This is a genomic window from Actinosynnema pretiosum, from assembly GCF_024171695.1.
In the GTDB taxonomy this organism is placed as follows: Bacteria; Actinomycetota; Actinomycetes; order Mycobacteriales; family Pseudonocardiaceae; genus Actinosynnema; species Actinosynnema pretiosum.
Genome location: NZ_JAMTCF010000001.1, coordinates 392,514 through 409,099, shown reverse-complemented (window position 1 = coordinate 409,099; position 16,586 = coordinate 392,514). Strand labels below are relative to the sequence as shown.

At 73.4% G+C, this 16,586-nt stretch carries 15 protein-coding genes; 10 read left to right on the top strand and 5 right to left on the bottom strand.

The features are described 5' to 3' along the window. Positions 1 to 36: 36 nt before the first annotated feature. From LV78_RS01455 to LV78_RS41455, 3 genes are all read right to left on the bottom strand, one after another. Entirely contained in the window at positions 37 to 1,362 is a 1,326-nt protein-coding gene (locus LV78_RS01455; protein ID WP_253842688.1) for a putative T7SS-secreted protein, read from the bottom strand. Further along, the gene (locus tag LV78_RS01450) at positions 1,359 to 1,880 is read right to left on the bottom strand and encodes a hypothetical protein (protein ID WP_253842686.1); all 522 of its coding nucleotides are present in this window, start codon (positions 1,878 to 1,880) and stop codon (positions 1,359 to 1,361) included. The genes LV78_RS01455 and LV78_RS01450 overlap by 4 nt, the downstream gene beginning before the upstream one ends. Before the next feature lie 300 nt (positions 1,881 to 2,180). Next, positions 2,181 to 2,948, bottom strand: coding sequence for a FadR/GntR family transcriptional regulator (locus tag LV78_RS41455; RefSeq protein ID WP_253842685.1), 768 nt, complete (start codon positions 2,946 to 2,948; stop codon positions 2,181 to 2,183). Between the two features lie 211 nt (positions 2,949 to 3,159). On the opposite strand from LV78_RS41455, the gene LV78_RS01440 reads away from it, so the two are divergent. The 7 genes from LV78_RS01440 (at position 3,160) to cas6e (ending at position 10,669) form a co-directional block, all read left to right on the top strand. Beyond that, entirely contained in the window at positions 3,160 to 4,521 is a 1,362-nt protein-coding gene (locus tag LV78_RS01440; RefSeq protein ID WP_253842684.1) for an MFS transporter, read from the top strand. Beyond that, positions 4,518 to 6,221 carry a dihydroxyacetone kinase family protein gene (locus LV78_RS01435; protein ID WP_253842683.1) on the top strand — a complete coding sequence of 568 codons (1,704 nt, stop codon included), beginning with the start codon at positions 4,518 to 4,520 and terminating at the stop codon, positions 6,219 to 6,221. Before LV78_RS01440 ends, LV78_RS01435 begins: the two co-directional genes overlap by 4 nt. 54 nt (positions 6,222 to 6,275) lie before the next feature. After that, the gene (locus LV78_RS01430; RefSeq protein WP_253842682.1) at positions 6,276 to 6,758 is read left to right on the top strand and encodes a ribose-5-phosphate isomerase; all 483 of its coding nucleotides are present in this window, start codon (positions 6,276 to 6,278) and stop codon (positions 6,756 to 6,758) included. After that, complete coding sequence (locus LV78_RS01425; RefSeq protein WP_253842681.1) at positions 6,758 to 7,531, top strand: triose-phosphate isomerase family protein; 774 nt, start codon at positions 6,758 to 6,760, stop codon at positions 7,529 to 7,531. The genes LV78_RS01430 and LV78_RS01425 overlap by 1 nt, the downstream gene beginning before the upstream one ends. Further along, a complete protein-coding gene (locus tag LV78_RS01420; RefSeq protein ID WP_253842680.1) occupies positions 7,528 to 8,328 on the top strand; it encodes a sugar phosphate isomerase/epimerase family protein in 801 nt (266 codons plus the stop codon). The genes LV78_RS01425 and LV78_RS01420 overlap by 4 nt, the downstream gene beginning before the upstream one ends. Next, positions 8,325 to 9,179 carry a phosphogluconate dehydrogenase C-terminal domain-containing protein gene (locus LV78_RS01415; protein ID WP_253842679.1) on the top strand — a complete coding sequence of 285 codons (855 nt, stop codon included), beginning with the start codon at positions 8,325 to 8,327 and terminating at the stop codon, positions 9,177 to 9,179. Before LV78_RS01420 ends, LV78_RS01415 begins: the two co-directional genes overlap by 4 nt. A gap of 797 nt (positions 9,180 to 9,976) precedes the next feature. Continuing rightward, complete coding sequence (cas6e, locus tag LV78_RS01410) at positions 9,977 to 10,669, top strand: type I-E CRISPR-associated protein Cas6/Cse3/CasE (protein WP_253842678.1); 693 nt, start codon at positions 9,977 to 9,979, stop codon at positions 10,667 to 10,669. 367 nt (positions 10,670 to 11,036) lie between these two features. On the opposite strand, the gene LV78_RS01405 is transcribed toward cas6e, so the two are convergent. Beyond that, the gene (locus LV78_RS01405) at positions 11,037 to 12,248 is read right to left on the bottom strand and encodes an MFS transporter (RefSeq protein ID WP_253842677.1); all 1,212 of its coding nucleotides are present in this window, start codon (positions 12,246 to 12,248) and stop codon (positions 11,037 to 11,039) included. A gap of 65 nt (positions 12,249 to 12,313) precedes the next feature. Between LV78_RS01405 and LV78_RS01400 the strand changes: the two genes are divergently transcribed. Together LV78_RS01400 and LV78_RS01395 are read left to right on the top strand one after the other, a co-directional pair. Further along, a complete protein-coding gene (locus LV78_RS01400; protein ID WP_253843220.1) occupies positions 12,314 to 12,715 on the top strand; it encodes a MerR family transcriptional regulator in 402 nt (133 codons plus the stop codon). Positions 12,716 to 13,100: 385 nt separating this feature from the next. After that, entirely contained in the window at positions 13,101 to 13,823 is a 723-nt protein-coding gene (locus tag LV78_RS01395) for a response regulator transcription factor (RefSeq protein WP_308208655.1), read from the top strand. A 402-nt stretch (positions 13,824 to 14,225) separates the two neighbouring features. Here LV78_RS01395 and LV78_RS01390 read toward each other — a convergent pair whose 3' ends face one another. Continuing rightward, complete coding sequence (locus tag LV78_RS01390) at positions 14,226 to 15,107, bottom strand: LysR family transcriptional regulator (protein ID WP_253842676.1); 882 nt, start codon at positions 15,105 to 15,107, stop codon at positions 14,226 to 14,228. Positions 15,108 to 15,294: 187 nt separating this feature from the next. On the opposite strand from LV78_RS01390, the gene LV78_RS01385 reads away from it, so the two are divergent. Beyond that, entirely contained in the window at positions 15,295 to 16,428 is a 1,134-nt protein-coding gene (locus LV78_RS01385; protein WP_253842675.1) for an acyl-CoA dehydrogenase family protein, read from the top strand. Positions 16,429 to 16,586: the final 158 nt, after the last annotated feature.

Sequence of the window (16,586 nt, the reverse complement as noted above, 5' to 3'; positions counted from 1 at the left end):
GAGGTCCACTGCGGACTTCGTCGGCGGCGGGCGCCGCTAGAACAGATCGCCGAAGAACCTCGTCACCTGCTTCCCGGCATTGTCCACGGCGCCACCGACCGCGCTCAGCCCGTCACCGATCGCGCCCGCCGCGTCCGCCACCGTCGACACCACGGCCTTCGGGTCCACGGTGAACTCGAACCCGAGCTTGCCGCCGAGTCCGAGCCCGGCGCCGAACGAGCCGCCGATGTGGAAGTCGCCGTCCGGCCCCATGCCGAGCTGGGCGTCCGCCGTCAGTCCGACGCCCGCCCACGCCTCGGCCGTGCCGCCGACCCCGACGCCCGCGACCTCGACGCTGCCCTCGGCCTTGGCCCGCGCGCCCGCGAACGCGTCCACCTCGGCCCGCACGCCCGACGCGTTGAGCGTGAACCGGCCCGACCCCGTCGCGCCGAGGTAGCCCTCGGCGCTGCCCGAGGCCGAGGCGTGCTCACCCATCCTGACCTGGCCGGACGCCTCCGCCTTCGCCAGGTACGCCTCGGCGCTCGCGGTCGCGGTGATGCCGCTCGCGCCCCACTTGGCGTCGGCCTGCGCGCTCACGCCCAGCGCGTCGGCGCCGTACCGCCCGTCACCGGAGAAGAGCCCGTCGTCGAACGACCCCTCGCCGTCGACGCCCCAGACCTTCGCCTCGGCCTCACCGGACCACTCGCCCGTGGGCACGTCCACGCCCAGCCGGCCGAGCAGCGCGGTGACGCCCTCGGCGAAGCCCTCGTTCAGGCCGGGCGACGTGCCGTGGCCGAACTTGGTCGGCTTGCCCTTCCAGGCCGGATCCACCCCGTCGCCGAACTTCGTCCCGCCGGACCGGGTGTGCCTCCCGTCCGAGCCCTCGGTCATGCCGAGCTTCCCGGCGGCCAGTCCACCGGCCTTCGCCAGCTCGTCCCGCGCGTCCCGCAGGATGCGCTCGGCCTCCTCGAACACCCCGGCCGCCGGGTCGACGAACGTGCCGACCAGGCCGCTCGCGATCTGCGCGAGGAAGTGCGACCTGGCCAGCCGGGAGAGCGCTTTCGCGGCGGCGTGCAGCTCGATCGCGCGCTGCGCCTCGGCCTGCGCCCGCACCAGCGCGGTGGCGTAGTCGGCCAGCGCCTCGCCGCCCTCGCCGAGCTCCTCGACGGCCGCCAGCCAGCGCGGCGGCTCCGCGCCGAACGCGTCCCGGAACGCCTCGGCGGCCTCGCCCGCCCACCCGGCCACGTCGATCGACCCCAGCTCCGCGCCGGTGCCGGACACCGCCCGCACACCCTGGACCAGCAGCCGCAGGTCGGAGCCGATCGCCTCCGGCAGGCCGGGGATCAGGGCGCGGGGGTCGCTGGTCCGCCCGAGCGCGCTCACCGGTGGCCACCGCCGAGCCTGCGACCGATCCGGCCGTCGACCGGCGCGGCGGCGTGGACGGCGCCCGAGCCGACGGCGCCCGAGCCGACCGCGCCGACCGTCCCGGCCCCAGCCCCGCCGACGACGTCCCCGACCGCTCCGCCACCCGCGATCCCGCCGGTGGGACCACCCGCGATCCCACCGAGGACACCGCCGACCGCGCCCGAGCCGACCGTCCCGACCGGAAGCTCCCAGTCCACCGCCCGCATCCCGGCCGACACCCCGGCCTCCTGCTCGGCGTACGCGCTCGCGGACGCCTCCAGCGCGCGGCCGTGCTCCTCGGCGCGCTCCCTGAGCTCCGCCACCCGCTTCGCGGCCCGCTCGACGAAGTCGGCCCAGCCGCCCTGGACGCCCGCGTGGCCGTAGTCGCCGGACGGCGGTCGCCAGTGCGGGCCGACGACGCCGTCCACCGCGCCGCCGATGCTCTTCGCCGTGCCCCGGAGTTCTTCGGGCACGGTGCGGTAACCCCCACCGGACATGTCGCTCCACAAGGATGTGCTCAGGCGTGCGCGGGTTCCCCCCTGCGCTACGCCTCGCAGGTCCCGTTGGCCTGTTTTCGTTCTATCAGGCGACACCCGCGCGTGTGAGCGGTTTCGTGTGGATAGTCCACAGTGGATCAAGGGAGGGGTTCGGCGCGGTCGACCGCGCGGTGCGCGCGGTGCCGGTGGGGTCGTTGTGGCGCCGGGGACGGCCTGCTTCACCCTGGCGGGTGGTTTCCCGGAAAGAAGACGACCGGGGGAGTCGTCCGCCGACCCGCCCCGGTCCCACCCCCGCTCGGGTTACCGCGCGTCGCTCGCCCGAGCGTCCTCGGACGGGAGCGAGCTGCTCAGCCGCCGTCCCGCCGTGGTCATGTGCGCGGCCATCGCCTCGGCGGCGGCCTGCGGGTCCCGAGCCTTGAGCGCCTCCAGCACGCGGCTGTGCTCCTGGATCGACAGCTCCGCGTGCGGCCGGTCGCGCAGGCCGCGCTCGACCCACACCCTGATCAGCGACCGGATGCTCTGGAGCAGGTGGTGCAGGACCTCGTTGCCCGCGATGTGGCCGATGTCCATGTGGAACATCATGTCCGCCTCGACGAACCGCCCCAGGTCGTCGACCGAGGCGCGCATGGTGTCGAGGTACCCGCCCAGCCGCACGAGCTCCTCGTCGGTGACCCGGCTCGCGGCCAGCCGCACCGCGTAGGTCTCCAGGCCGTGGCGGACCTCGATCAGCTCCTGGGTCTGCGGCTCGCCGAGCATCAACCCCCAGCTCAGCGTCTTGGGCAGCAGCTCGGAGGCGTCGCCGCGCAGGTACGTGCCGGAGCCGGGCTTGACCACGACGACGCCGAGCAGCTCCAGCGCTGCCAAGGCCTCGCGCACGGCCGAGCGGCCGACGCCGAGCGCCGAGGCCAGGGCGCGCTCCGGGGGAAGGCGCTCTCCCGCCGACACCCCACCCTGGGTGAAGTGGGCGAGCAGCGCCTGGGCGACCCCGGCGGCGAGCGAGCCACCGGTGTGGACGTCGCCGATGGCCTCGGGGAGACCGGTGATGGGGTCCTTGGAAAACGCGGGCACGTGCCGATCCTAGTGAATGCCGCGCTACAGAATTGTTACCGGTTAACCGGTCAACCGGTTGACTGGTTGACCGGTGCGTGGTGATACTTCACGGCAACACGAACGGCGCCGCCGCCGAGCCGAGGGTCGACGCAGCGGTCGCCGCACCACAACGAGCAAGTCCTGTCCGCAGGCTTGACAGTGGTGTCAGATGCCCATGCGAGGAGTCACTGTGGACACCAGCACGGCTACCGGGGCCACACCGGCCACCGCAGTCGAGAAGTCAGCGATCCGCAAGGTCGCGATGCGCCTCGTTCCGTTCGTCGCGCTCATGTTCTTCATCAACTACCTGGACCGGACGGCCATCGGCTTCGCCGCGCCCAACGGGATGAACTCCGACCTGGCGCTCACCGCGGCCCAGTTCGGCTTCGCCTCAGGTATCTTCTTCCTCGGTTACATCGTGCTGGAAGTGCCCAGCAACATCGCCCTGCACAAGTTCGGCGCCCGCCGCTGGCTGGCCCGCATCATGGTGACCTGGGGCATCGTCGCCGTCCTGTTCACCTGGGTGCAGAACTACACCCAGCTCGCCACCCTGCGCTTCCTGCTGGGTGTCGCCGAGGCTGGCTTCTTCCCCGGCGCCGTGCTCTTCCTGAGCCTGTGGGTCCCGGTGCGCTACCGCACCAAGATCCTCGCGCTGTTCTACCTGGCCCAGCCGCTGACCACGGTCGTCGGCGCCCCGCTCGCGGGCTGGCTGATCCAGCAGCACGACGTCTTCTTCGGCCTCGAGGGCTGGCGCTTCATGTTCCTCGGCGTCGGAGCCCCGGCGATCATCGTGGGCATCATCGCCTGGTTCTACCTCGCGGACAGCCCCAAGGACGCCAAGTGGCTGACCAAGGAGGAGCAGGACTGGCTGACCACCGCGCTCTCCAAGGAGGACGCGGGCAAGGGTCCGCAGAAGCACCACGGCCTCAAGGCCGCCTTCGGCTCCGCTCGCGTGTGGATGCTCTCGCTGATCTACTTCGGCTTCATCTACGGCCTGTACACCCTGGCCTTCTTCCTGCCGACGATCATCTCCGGCTTCCAGGAGAGCGCGGGCGTCACGTTCGGCCTGATCGAGAAGGGCCTGATCACCGCCATCCCGTACGTCCCGGCCGCGATCGTGCTCTACCTCTGGTCCCGCGACGCCACCAAGCGCGGCGTCAAGACCTGGCACATCTCCATCCCGGCCGTCGTCGGCGCGATCAGCATCCCCCTGGCGCTGTACGCGGGCTCGCCCGCCGCGACCATCGCCGTGATCACCGTGACCGCCTGCGCGATCTTCGCCGCGCTGCCGAACTTCTGGTCGATCCCGACCCAGTTCCTGTCCGGCGCCGCGGCGGCGGCCGGTGTCGCGCTGATCAACACCGTCGGCAACATCGCGGGCTTCGCCGCCCCGTACATCACCGGCGCGATCCACGACGCCACCGGCGCCTACACCGTCCCGATGTTCGTGGTCGGCGGGTTCATGCTGCTCTCCGCGATCCTGATGGTCGTGCTCGACCGCCAGGGCCGGACCGCCAAGACCGCCGCCCCCCTGGAGGAGAAGTCCGCATGACCCGGCTCTGCAACGACCCCGCCGAGTTCGCCGACCAGCTGGTCGACGGCTTCGTGGCGGCCAACGCCACCCGTGTCCGCCGGGTACCCGGTGGGGTCGTTCGGGTCGCCCAGGGCGCGCCCGGCACCGTCGCCATCGTCACCGGTGGCGGTTCCGGGCACTACCCCGCCTTCGGCGGCCTCGTCGGAACCGGCATGGCCCACGGCGCGGCGATGGGGAACGTGTTCGCGTCCCCCTCCGCCCGCCAGGTCCGGTCGGTGGCGAGGGCGGTCGACAACGGCGCGGGAGTGCTGTTCGTCTTCGGCCGCTACGCCGGTGACGTGCTGAACTTCGGCCAGGCCGAGCAGCGCCTCATCGCCGACGGCATCCCCAGCCGCACGGTCCCGGTCACCGACGACGTGTCGGTGGCCGACCGGGAGGACCTCGCCACCCGGCGGGGTCTCGCCGGTGGCCTCGCGGTGATCAAGCTCGCCGCCGCGGCGGCCGAGGCCGGTCTGACCCTGGACCAGGTCGCCTCGGTCGCCGAGCGCGCCAACGCCAGCACCCGCACCATCGGCGTGGCGTTCAGCGGCTGCACCCTCCCCGGCGCCTCCGACCCGCTGTTCACCGTCCCCGAGGGCCGCATGGCCATCGGCATGGGCGTGCACGGCGAGCCGGGCACCGAGGAGCAGGACGTCCCCAGCGCCGACGAGATGGCCGCCGTCCTGGTCCGCAAGGTCCTGGAGCACGCCCCCGTCGCGGGCCCCGCCCGCGCGGCGGTGCTGCTCAACGGCCTGGGCGCGGTCAAGTACGAGGAGCTGTTCGTCGTCTACCGCGAGGTGGCGCGACTGCTCGCCGAGGCCGGGATCGAGCTGGTCGAGCCCGAGGTCGGCGAGTTCTACACGAGCTTCGACATGGCGGGGCTCTCGCTCTCGCTGGTCTGGCTGGACGAGGAGCTGGAGGGGTACTGGCGGGCTCCCGCCGACTCGCCCGGCTACCGCAAGACCCCCGCGCCCGCGGCGAGCGCCGACCCCGCCGCGGGCGAGGCGGCCCACCTGGACCTGGAGGAGGCCATCCCGGCCGCCACCGAAGCGTCGAAGGCCGCCGCCAAGCGCGCCGCCGCCGCGATCGAGGCCTCCAGGACCGCGATCGACGAGGCCGCCGACGAGCTGGGCCGCATCGACGCCATCGCCGGTGACGGCGACCACGGCATCGGCATGCAGCGCGGCATCACCGCCGCCGCTGCCGCCGCCGCCCGCGCCGTCGAGAAGGGCGCGGGCCTCGGCACCACGCTCCGCATCGCGGGCGACGAGTGGGCCGACAAGGCCGGTGGCACCTCCGGCGCGCTGTGGGGCGTCGCCCTGTACGCGGCGGGCAGCGCCTTCGGCGACGCCGAGCCCGGCGACCCGGCCAAGGCCGTGGCCGCCGCCGTCGACGCGATCCTCGGACTCGGCGGCGCCGAGGTCGGCGACAAGACCATGGTCGACGCGCTGGTGCCCTACCGCACCGCGTTCGCCGAGGCCGTCGCCTCGGGCGACGCGGACCCGTGGACCACGTCGGCGCGCGTCGCCGACGCCGCAGCCAAGGCCACCGCCGACCTCAAGCCCCGCATGGGCCGGGCGCGCACCCACGTGGAGCGCAGCCTCGGCACGCCCGACGCGGGCGCGATCTCCTTCGCGCTCGTCGTCACCACCGTCGCCGGGGTGCTCGCCGCCTCCTGACGGGGGCAGCGGGCACCGGCGCGACACATCACCACCCGTTCGAGAGGACCACGCATGACCGCGCAGCTCCGGATCGTCGTCGGCTCCGACGACGCCGGCTTCGAGTACAAGGAAGCCCTCAAGCGGGACCTGGAGGCCAGCGGCGCCGTCGTGTCCGTCGTCGACGTCGGCGTCGACTCCGACGGCCACACCCCGTACCCGGCGGTCGCGGTCTCCGCCGCCGAGATGATCGCCAGGGGCGAGGCGGACCGCGCGCTGCTGGTGTGCGGCACCGGCCTCGGCGTGGCCATCGCCGCCAACAAGGTGACCGGCGTGCGCGCCGTCACCGCGCACGACAGCTTCTCCGTCGAGCGCGCCGTGCTCAGCAACAACGCCCAGGTGCTGTGCTTCGGCCAGCGCGTCGTGGGCCTGGAGCTGGCCCGCCGCCTTGCCCGCGAGTGGCTGGAGTACCGCTTCGACGAGGGCTCGGCCTCCGCGCAGAAGGTCGCCCTGATCACCGAGTACGACGAGGGCCGCGAGACCGCGGGGACGCGCTGATGCCAGCCCCCCGCCCGCGCGTGGCGATCGGCGTGAGCCTGAAGATGTACCTGGGCCCGCGCCGCACCCGCGAGTGGTTCGACGAGGTGCTGTCCCTGGTCGCGGGCCACCCGGCGCTCGCCTCCGGGACCGCCGAGCTGTTCGTGCTGCCGACGTTCACCGAGCTCTCCGCGCTGGTCGCGGCGGCCGGTGACACCGGGATCGCGGTCGGCGCGCAGGACCTGTCCTGGGAGGACCAGGGCGCCTACACCGGCGAGGTCAGCGGCGTGGCGCTGCGCGAGATCGGCTGCCGGTACGTCGAGGTCGGCCACGCCGAGCGGCGCAGGCTGTTCACCGAGGACGACCGGATCGTCGCCGCCAAGCTCGCCGCCGCGCTGCGCAACCAGCTGGAGCCGGTGCTGTGCGTCGGCGAGCCGGTGCGCGGCACCGTCGAGCACGCGGTGGAGGTGTGCCGCGCGCAGCTCGCGTCCGCGCTGGTCAACTCCGCCAGCCTGCCCGGCCCGATCACCCTGGCCTACGAGCCGGTGTGGGCGATCGGCGCGGCCGAGCCCGCCCCGCACGAGCACGTCCGCGCGGTGTGCGCGGCGCTGCGCGGGGACGTGGCCGGTCGGCCCGGCAGCCGGGTCATCTACGGCGGCAGCGCCGGGCCCGGCCTGTACTCCGCGCTCGGCGGCGACGCCGACGGGCTGTTCCTCGGCCGGTTCGCGCACGACCCCGCCGCGCTGCGCCGGGTGCTGGACGAGGTCGCCGAGGTGGAGGGGGTTCCGGCATGAGCATCGGGCTGAGCACCTACGCGTTCTTCTGGCAGCTGTCCTCCCGGGTGGAGAAGCCGCTGACCCTGGTCGAGGTGGTCGGGAAGACCGCCGAGCTGGGCGTGGGGCTGCTCCAGATCTGCGACCACCCGGCCATCGAGGACTTCGACGCCGAGCAGCTGCGCGCCCTGCGCGCCGCCGGTGACGCGGCGGGCGTGGCGTTCGAGCTGGGCACCAGGGGCCTGCGGCCCGAGCACCTGCGCCGCTACCTGGACATCGCCGACGTGCTGGGCGCGAAGGTGCTGCGCAGCATGGTCAACACCGCCGACCACCGGCCCACCCCCGCCGAGGCGCTGGCCGACCTGCGCGCCATCGCGCCGGAGCTGGCCGAGCGCGGCGTGGACCTGGCGCTGGAGACCTACGAGCAGGTGTCCACGTCCGCGCTGGTCGACCTCGTCGAGGGCGTCGACCACCCGCGCGTGGGGATCTGCCTGGACCCCGCCAACACCGTGGCCGCCCTGGAGCAGCCGATCGCGGTGGTGGACCGGTGCGCCGAGCACGTGCTCAACGTGCACTCGAAGGACTTCGCGTTCACCCGCAGCGAGGGCTGGGTGGGCTTCCAGCTCGCGGGCGCGCTCATGGGCACCGGCCTGCTCGACTACGACCACCTGCTCGACCGGGTCCGCCCCGACGAGCGCGGGGTCAACCAGATCGTCGAGCACTGGCTGCCCTGGCAGGGCGACGAGGACGTGACCCGCAAGACCGAACAACAGTGGACCGCGCACAGCGTGGACTACCTGAGGAGCACACGACCATGACCGAGAACCTGACCATCGCCGTCATCGGAGCGGGCGGCAAGATGGGTATGCGCGTGTCGAACAACCTCGCGCGCACCTCCCACACGGTCTTCTACAGCGAGAACTCCGAGCCCGGTCAGGTTCGGGTCAAGGACGCGGGCCGCGAGGTCACCGACACCGCCGAGGCCGTCAAGGACGCCCAGGTCGTCATCCTCGCCGTGCCGGACATCGCGCTCGGCCCGGTGTCCGCGCAGGTCGTGCCGCAGCTCAAGTCCGGCGCCATCGTGCTGACCCTGGACCCGGCCGCCGCGTACGCCGGTCTGCTCACCAAGCGCGACGACGTCGAGTTCGTCGTCGCCCACCCGTGTCACCCGTCGGTGTTCCTCCAGCGCAAGACCCCGGAGGAGGTCGCCGACACCTTCGGCGGCATCGCCGCCGCGCAGGACGTCGTGGCCGCGATCGAGTCGGGCGACGAGGCGGCCCAGGCCGTCGCCGCCGAGGTCATCCGCACCATGTACGCGCCGGTCATCGACGTGCACTGGGTGACCGTCAAGCAGCTGGCGTACCTGGAGCCCACCCTCGTCGAGACGGTGGCCTGCATGGTCGGCGCGCTGCTCAAGGAGGCGCTGGAGGAGACCGTCAACACCGTCGGCGTCCCCGAGCCCGCCGCCCGCGCCATGCTGCTCGGCCACGTCCAGGTCGCGCTCGCGAACACCCTCAAGGGTGACAACCCGTTCTCCGACGCCTGCCTGATCGCGATGGACTACGGCCGCGAGACGATCGTCAAGGACGACTGGAAGAAGATCTTCAACGACGGCGAGCTCGACGCCGTCATCGCGAAGATGCTGCACCTGGACAAGGTCCAGCACTGAGGTAGGCCAGAGGGGGACGACGCCGGCTCGGTCCGCGGGGACCGGCCGGCGCCCCCGGTCCCCAGGCACGCCCCCGTCCCACCCCGTCCCATCCCGCCCCGCCGCAGGCGTCACGCCGCGCGGGGCGCTGCCGTCTCCGGCCCCCGGCCACCCGTTCCCGTTCCCGTTCCGCCGACCGTTGAGCACCGCTCCGGTCGGGTTCCCCGGCGCACCGGAACGCCTGACCGCAATTGTGCGGCGAATTGTTTTGCCTCGGGACTTTCGGCCCCTTTCCGCTATCTCGCGTCCCGCCGGGCGCAATCCTGTGATTGCATGTCCTTCCTGGGCGGTAGTGCGCGTGGGGGAGGGTGGTGTGGGCGAGCCGGTTCCACCGGTGTGGGCCGCGTGGGGTAAGTCGTCGCAGGTCCTGGGCTGGTCCGGGGAGGCGTTGGGGCGGGGCGCGCGGGCGTTCCCGCTGGTCGGGGCGGTGCGCTCCGGCCTGCGGTGCCCGGTCGGCCCCGCAGGGCGCCTGCACGGTCCCGGTGCGCGCCGGTTATCCATTCCCGATTTATCCAACGCCCGTCCCGGAATGATCCGCTCGGCTCGAACCGCGCTCTCCCGCGCGCCGGGTCCCGCGCCGATCAGCGATGTGCTCGCCCCGAGCGGGGCGCTTTCCGCTGACCGCCGCGACGAGCCCGGCCACCCCTCCCCGCGCCGCGCTCCCCGCGCCGCCCGCACCCGTGCCACCCGACCCCGCGCCGTCCGCGCGGGGCGGTTCGCGCTGTCCGAGAAGCTGACCGAGGAAGGTTGATCGCGCGGTGTTCCTGACCAAGTTGACCGTCGACGTGCGCTCCCGCGAGTTCCGCCGGGACCTGGCGAACCTGCACGAGATGCACCGCACCGTCATGTCCGGCTACCCCAGGGTCGAGGACGGCTCGCCCGCCAGGCAGACCCACGGGGTGCTGTGGCGGCTCGACCCCACGACCGAGGGCTACACCCAGTACGTGCAGAGCCTGACCGAGCCGGACTGGACCGGGTTACCCGACACCCTGCTCACCGAGCCCGCCGAGGTGCGCTCGCTCGACCCGCTGCTCGACGCCATCGAGCCCGGCCGGGTGCTGGCGTTCCGGCTGCTGGCCAACGCCACCAAGGACAGCGTGCCCGCCGAGCCGGGCGGGCGGGGTCTGCGGGTCGCGCACCGGACGCCCGAGGCGCAGGTGTCGTGGCTCGCGCGCAAGGGGCAGCGGCACGGGTTCGCGCTGCGCGCGCGGTCCGACGGGGCGCCGGACGTGACGCTGTGGTCCGCGCCCAGGATGACCGGGCGCAAGAAGGCCGGACGGCCCATCACCGTGGACGCGGTGCGGTTCGACGGGCACCTCGTGGTCACCGACGCGGACGAGCTGCGCGAGGCGGTCGGCAGCGGCATCGGGCGGGCCAAGGCCTACGGGTGCGGGATGCTCTCGCTCGCCAGGGCGCGGATCGACCTCGGGGAGGTCGCCGAGGTCGCCTAGCGGTGACCGCACCGCTGCGGTTCCGCGGAATGCCCCGGCGCTCGGGGGCGACGGTGAAAAAGATTTCCCGGATCGCCGCCGCGCCGGGGGGTATGTCCCTTTCGATTGGTTGGGGTAGACCGTTCGACGCACGGCGCGGGAAAGGGCGGCGATCCGGGGCCGGCAATCGGCCTCGGATCGCCGCCCGTTTCCCTTTTTGCGGCTGTCCCCTGTTCGGAGGTCGTTCTTCCCCGCCTTCCGGGCTGAACCCGTCCGGCCCTCCGGTCAATTCGGAATCACCGGGCGTCGCGGGCGCCCTCCGCGACCGCTCCGGATTTCCGGGACCCGGTTCCGCGTGGGGGGCGCGGAACCGGGCCCGTGTGGTGGCTCACGCGGTTCCGGGGCGCTTCGCCGGGAACGCGTGCTGGCGACCGATCACCACCACGAACAGGACGGGCACGATCAGGGCCAGCACGCTCCACGGGAACGACCTCGGGCCCAGGGTGTCCAGCAGGATGCCGCCCACCGCGCCGCCACCGGCCATGAAGCCGTTCCAGGTGGTCACCAGCAGCGCCTGCGCGCTGTCGCCGCCCGCGTCCGTCACCGCCGTCTGGAGCAGCGTGGTCACGCCGCCCCAACCGAGGCCCCACAGGGCCGCCGCGACGTAGACCAGCACCGGGACGTCCGCCAGGCCGACCAGCATGGCCGCCGACACCGCCACCAGCGCGGCGCTGACGATGGTCAGCAGGCGCAGCCTGCGGTCCACCTGCGCGCCCACGACCAGGATGCTGGCCAGCGACGCGATGCCGAACACCAGCAGCACCGAGTCGACCCGCGCGCCCATGTCGTAGTCGATCAGGAACGTCGAGATGTAGGTGTAGAGGATGTTGTGGGACAGCACCCACGCCGCCACCACGAACAGCACGGCGATCACGCCGGGCCTGGTGAACGCCTTGCGGATCGGCACCCGGTGCTCGGCCTTGTGGCCGGGGAAGTCCGGCACCGACGCCGACACCCAGGCCAGCAGCAGCAGCGCGATGCCGGTCATGATCAGGAACGTCACGCGCCAGCCGAACGCGTTGCCCAGCAGGGTGCCCGCCGGGATGCCCAGCGACAGCGCCAGCGGCACGCCCGCCATGGTGATCGCGATCGCGCGTCCCTGCAGGTGGGGCGGTGCCATGCGGCGCGCGTACTCGACCAGCAGCGCCCAGATGAAGCCCGCGGCGACACCGCAGATGAAGCGGAACACCATGGTCAGCGAGTAGCTCGACGACACGGCGGTCACCGTGTTGGCCACGGCGAAGGTCGCGATCGACCCCAGCATCAGCGGCTTGCGACGCCAGCCCGCGGTGAGCACGGACAGCGGGATCGCGGAGATGGAGGACGCGATCGCGTAGACGGTGAGGACCTGGCCCATCGCGGACTCGCCCACGCCCATGTCGGCGCTCATCGCGGGCAGCACGCCCGCCGGGAGGGCCTCGGTGAGGATGCCCAGGAAGGCCGCGGTGGACAGCGCGATCAGCGCGAGCATGGGGAGCTTCGCGCCACCTGCTTCCGCAGGTGGTGAGCCGGTCGGTACGGTGGTGTCAGCAGTCGCCATGCTGGAGATCGTCAGACCTTCACACCAGTGTGAAGGTCCAGTGGATGTGATATGAGGTGGGTCACATTCTCATCGGACAGCTCGCCGAGCGCACCGAGACCTCGCGCAGGTTGCTGCGCTACTACGAGGAGCAGGGGCTCATCGTGTCCACGCGGGTGGCCAACGGGTACCGCGAGTACGACGAGTCCAGCGTCGACCGGGTGCTCCAGATCCGGGGCCTGCTCGACGCGGGCCTGCCGACCAGGATCATCAAGCAGCTCCTGCCGTGCCTGCACAAGCCGAGGAACATCCACGACTTCCTCGACCACGAGCTGATGCCCGAGACGATCGCGCAGCTGGAGCGCGAGCGCGAGCGGATGGAGGCGCGCATCAACTGCCTCACCCGCAACCGGGACGCGATCAGCGAGTACCTGGGGCTCGTGCGCGACGCGCTCGACGGCAAGCTCGACCGGGCCACGTCCGCCTGACCGCTGCTCGCGCCCGGCCCGCGCTCGCCCGGCCTGCGCTCGCCCTGTCCGCGCCCGGTTGATCCGCGCCCGCCTGACCCCGGTGCGCCGAACGGGGCGCTGCCTTCCTGCGAGCGGGCGTCCGACGCGCGGGTGACGCGTGTCCCCGCCGCACGTCGGAGCCCCTCCGAGCGCCTGCGCGAGCGCGGTCGAGCCGGGCCTCCCATGCCCCGCGCGATACCTCCCGATTCGCTCTCCGGATTTCTCTGCGGCCATGTGGTGCAATGCTTCCGCAGGCTCCGGGAGTACCAATGAACCGACCCGTTGACACGATCATCGGGTCGGTTCTACTTTCCTCGGAGCCAATGCCGGTTGGCGTCCGCGACTGGGGGACAAATTGCTGCGCGTGCTGATCGTGAGTTCCGAGTCGACGAGTGCGGAAGAGCTCGCCCTGGGTTTGGAACGCCGTGGTTTCACAACAATCAATTCGCTTGACGGTGACGCGGCCGTGCGACTGGCGCGGGACGTGGAACTGATATTGCTCGACGTGGGTTCGGGTGAAATCGACGGGCCGCAGGTGTGCGACAGGGTGCGGGCCGTCGCGGACACCCCGGTCATCGGGCTGACCTGCGCGGGCACCGAGTCCTACCGGGTGCGCATGTTCCGGGCGGGCGCCGACGACTGCCTGGAGCGGCCGTTCGACGTGCGGGAGCTGACCGCCCGCATCGAGGCGATCATGCGGCGGCGCACCGCGCCCGCGCGCCCGTCCGTCGACATCCCGGCGCCCCGCCGCCCGTCAGGCGGCGCGTCCAAGCTGCTGCTGCCGCTGCGCGAGGCCATCGAGCACGGGGCGCTGCGGGTCAACGCCGACACCCGCGAGGTGGAGCTGGCGCAGCGCGTCATCGACACCACCCGCAAGGAGTTCGACCTGCTCTACCAGCTCGCCTCGCAACCGGGGGTGGTGGTGCCCCGCGAGCAGCTGATGTCCTCGGTGTGGCAGGGGCAGTTCCCCGGCGCCCGCGCCAGCCGCACCCTCGACACGCACGTGAGCAGCCTGCGCGGCAAGCTCGGGGCGAAGAGCTGGATCGTCACCGTGCGCGGGGTCGGCTTCCGCATCGGCGAGGGCTGAGCGCGCCCCGCCCGCCGCGCAGGCGGCGGGCGGGGCTGTCGGGTGAGGGCTGTCGGGCGGGGATTGCCTGGTGGGGGCTGGCGGGCGGAGGTCGCCCGGCGGGGACTGCCTGGCGGGTATTGCCTGGCGGGAGGTTTTCTGGCGAGGCTGTCGGGCGGGACTGCCCGGCGGTGCGACCGGTGGTGACCTGACTGCGGGCCGGGGTGACCGACCGGGGTGCCGAACGGGTCGACCGGGATGCCGAACCGGGGTTGAGCCCGACTGACCGCTTGACCTGCCGCTCGTCGCCCGACCGCTCGGCCCGCCGCCTGCCGCCCGCACCGATCGCCCGCCTTCGGCCAGCCACCCGCTCCGACTGCTGCCCGCCGCCCCGACCCGCTGCCCGCCGTGCCGCCTCGCCGGTCACACCGGGGTGACGTCCCGGCAGGCCGCGAGCAGGGTCAGCGCCCGCGCGTCACCGGCCTCACCCCTGGTCGCCAGGGACACCGGCACCACCAGCGCGGGCGTCAGCGACCGGTGCGTCACCAGCGCCCCCTCGGCCCGCCGCGCCGCCGCCGGGTGCGCCACCGTCCACGCGCCCGCGTCCAGGCCCAGCTCCGCGAGCCCGTCCTGGCCGGTGGTGAACGGGCGTCCCGGCACCGGGGAGAACCCGGCCGCCTCGCACGCGCCCACCACCGCCCTGCGCAGCAGCGGGTCCACGTCGCGGGGCAGTCGCAGCGGCAGGTCGCGCAGCCGCGCCAGGCCCAGCGCGGGGTCGGCGGTCAGCGGGTTCGCGGTCGACAGCGCGACCACCAGCTCGTCCGACCACACCCGTTCCAGGTGCAATCCCGGATATTCCTCGCGGACGCGCACGAAAGCCGCGTCGAGTTCGCCGTCGCGCACCATCCTGAGCCGGTCGTCGGCTTTTTCCGCGTGCAGCTCAACCCGCAGACCTGGGTGGGAATCGCGCACTCGCAGCAGCAGGTCGGTCAATCGCGGACCCATTTCCTCCGCCGTTCCCACCCGCACCGGCAGCGGGCTCCCGCCGCACTCACCGCGCGCGACGCGCAGCGCCTCGCGCGCGCTCGCCAGCACCCGCCTCGCCTCGGGCAGGAGCCTCCCACCTGCGGCGGTGAGCGCGACCGGGCGGGTCGCGCGGTCGAACAGGGGGTGCCCGACCTCCCGCTCCAACCGCTGGATGAGCTGCGTCGCGGTCGGCTGCGGAACGCGGGCGCGCGCCGCGCCCCTGCGGAAGTTGCCCGCTTCGGCGACCGCGACGAAACAGCTCAGCTGGCGCAGGTCCATGGTCCCCCGATCGGTCGAGGAATGATTGCCCGAACGATCACCGATGATAGTGGGTTGACCATTGTGGGGTGGTATCGCGAGTGGTTTTCTGACTTCGGTTGTGCGAGGTAGGGAAATGTCAGAGGAATGTGGGACCGCAAGATTCCCGTCAAGCGAGAGCGCCTGTCGGGAGCGGAGGAGGAGTGCCATGACGATCGAGCAGGTGCGCGAAGCCGCACCGCCGGTGACCGACGCCGTGCGCCGGTTCGCGCACGAGCGGGTGCGGCCAACGGCGGAGGCCCGCGACGCGGCGCGCCGCTGGGAACCCGGTCTGTTCGCCGCGCTGGCGGGCACCGGGCTGACCGGCGCGCTGGTGCCCGCGTCGCTGGGCGGCGGCGGGCGCGGCGCGACCGAGGTGGCCGAGGCGCTCGCGGCGCTCGGCGAGGGCGGCCGGGACGTGGGCTTCGGCCTCGCCGCGCTGGGCCACGCGGTGCTCGCGACCGCGCCGGTGCGCGCGTTCGGCACCCCGGAGCAGCGCGCCCGGCTGCTGCCCGACCTGGCCTCGGGCAGCCGGATCGGCGCGGTGTCGCTGCGCCAGACCAGGGGCTGGGCCGCCGAACCGGGGGTGCGCGCCACCGCCACCGGTCCGGGCTGGGTGCTCACCGGGGCGCTGGACCTGGTGCCGCAGGCCGCGTCCGCCGACCACCTGGTCGTGGTGGCCGGGCACGGCGACGGCACGCGCACCGCGTTCCTGCTGGAGCGCGGCGCCACCGGGCTGTCGGTCGACGCCGCCGCGCCGCTGGCCGTGCCCACCGGCGGCTGGGGCGGGGTCGTGCTCGACGGCGTCCCGGTCGGCGCGGACGCGGTGCTCGGCGGGGTCGGCCGCGCCGGGACCGGGGTCGAGCCGCTGCTGGCGAGCCTGGACTGGACGTTCACCAGCGCGCTGTGGGTGGGGGTCATGCGGGCGCTCACCGCCGACGCGCCCGCGCGCATGGGCGCCAGGACCCTGTTCGGCAGGCCCGTCTCGCACGTGCAGTCGGCCCGGCTGTCGCTCGCGGACATGGCCGCGCGCTGCGAGCTGGCCTGGGGCCTGGTCGAGCGGGCCGCGCGGGCGTTCGACGACGGCGAGCCCTCGCACCTGCACGCCGCCACCGCCCGGCACTTCACCTCGGCGGCGGCGCGCTTCACCGTCGACCGCGCGGCCGAGCTGTGCGGCGCGACCGGGACGGCGCGGGAGCGCACCGCGGAGCGCGCGCACCGGGACGCCCTGTTCCTGGCCGACACCGGCGGCGTCGAGGTGCTGCGACCGGTCATCGCCGCGTCCGTGCTCGGGCTCGGCTGAGCGCGGGGGAGCGGGAAGTGCTGGAGCGCAGCGGTTCTGGCGAGGTCGGGCGGGACGGGGCGGTGCTGGGCGCGGCGGCGTCGGGCGCGGTGGCGCTGGACGGGGCTGTGTCGGGCGCGGTGGCGCTGGACGGGGCTGTGTCGGGCGCGGTGGCGCTG

Excerpts from the sequence above, each read along its gene's own strand:
- LV78_RS01425 (WP_253842681.1), top strand. The coding sequence starts at position 6,758 with ATGCCAGCCCCCCGCCCGCGCGTGGCGATCGGCGTGAGCCTGAAGATG.
- LV78_RS01435 (WP_253842683.1), top strand. The coding sequence starts at position 4,518 with ATGACCCGGCTCTGCAACGACCCCGCCGAGTTCGCCGACCAGCTGGTC.
- LV78_RS01390 (WP_253842676.1), bottom strand. The coding sequence starts at position 15,107 with ATGGACCTGCGCCAGCTGAGCTGTTTCGTCGCGGTCGCCGAAGCGGGC.
- LV78_RS01415 (WP_253842679.1), top strand. The coding sequence starts at position 8,325 with ATGACCGAGAACCTGACCATCGCCGTCATCGGAGCGGGCGGCAAGATG.
- LV78_RS01405 (WP_253842677.1), bottom strand. The coding sequence starts at position 12,248 with ATGGCGACTGCTGACACCACCGTACCGACCGGCTCACCACCTGCGGAA.
- LV78_RS01420 (WP_253842680.1), top strand. The coding sequence starts at position 7,528 with ATGAGCATCGGGCTGAGCACCTACGCGTTCTTCTGGCAGCTGTCCTCC.
- LV78_RS01385 (WP_253842675.1), top strand. The coding sequence starts at position 15,295 with ATGACGATCGAGCAGGTGCGCGAAGCCGCACCGCCGGTGACCGACGCC.
- LV78_RS01430 (WP_253842682.1), top strand. The coding sequence starts at position 6,276 with ATGACCGCGCAGCTCCGGATCGTCGTCGGCTCCGACGACGCCGGCTTC.
- LV78_RS01450 (WP_253842686.1), bottom strand. The coding sequence starts at position 1,880 with ATGTCCGGTGGGGGTTACCGCACCGTGCCCGAAGAACTCCGGGGCACG.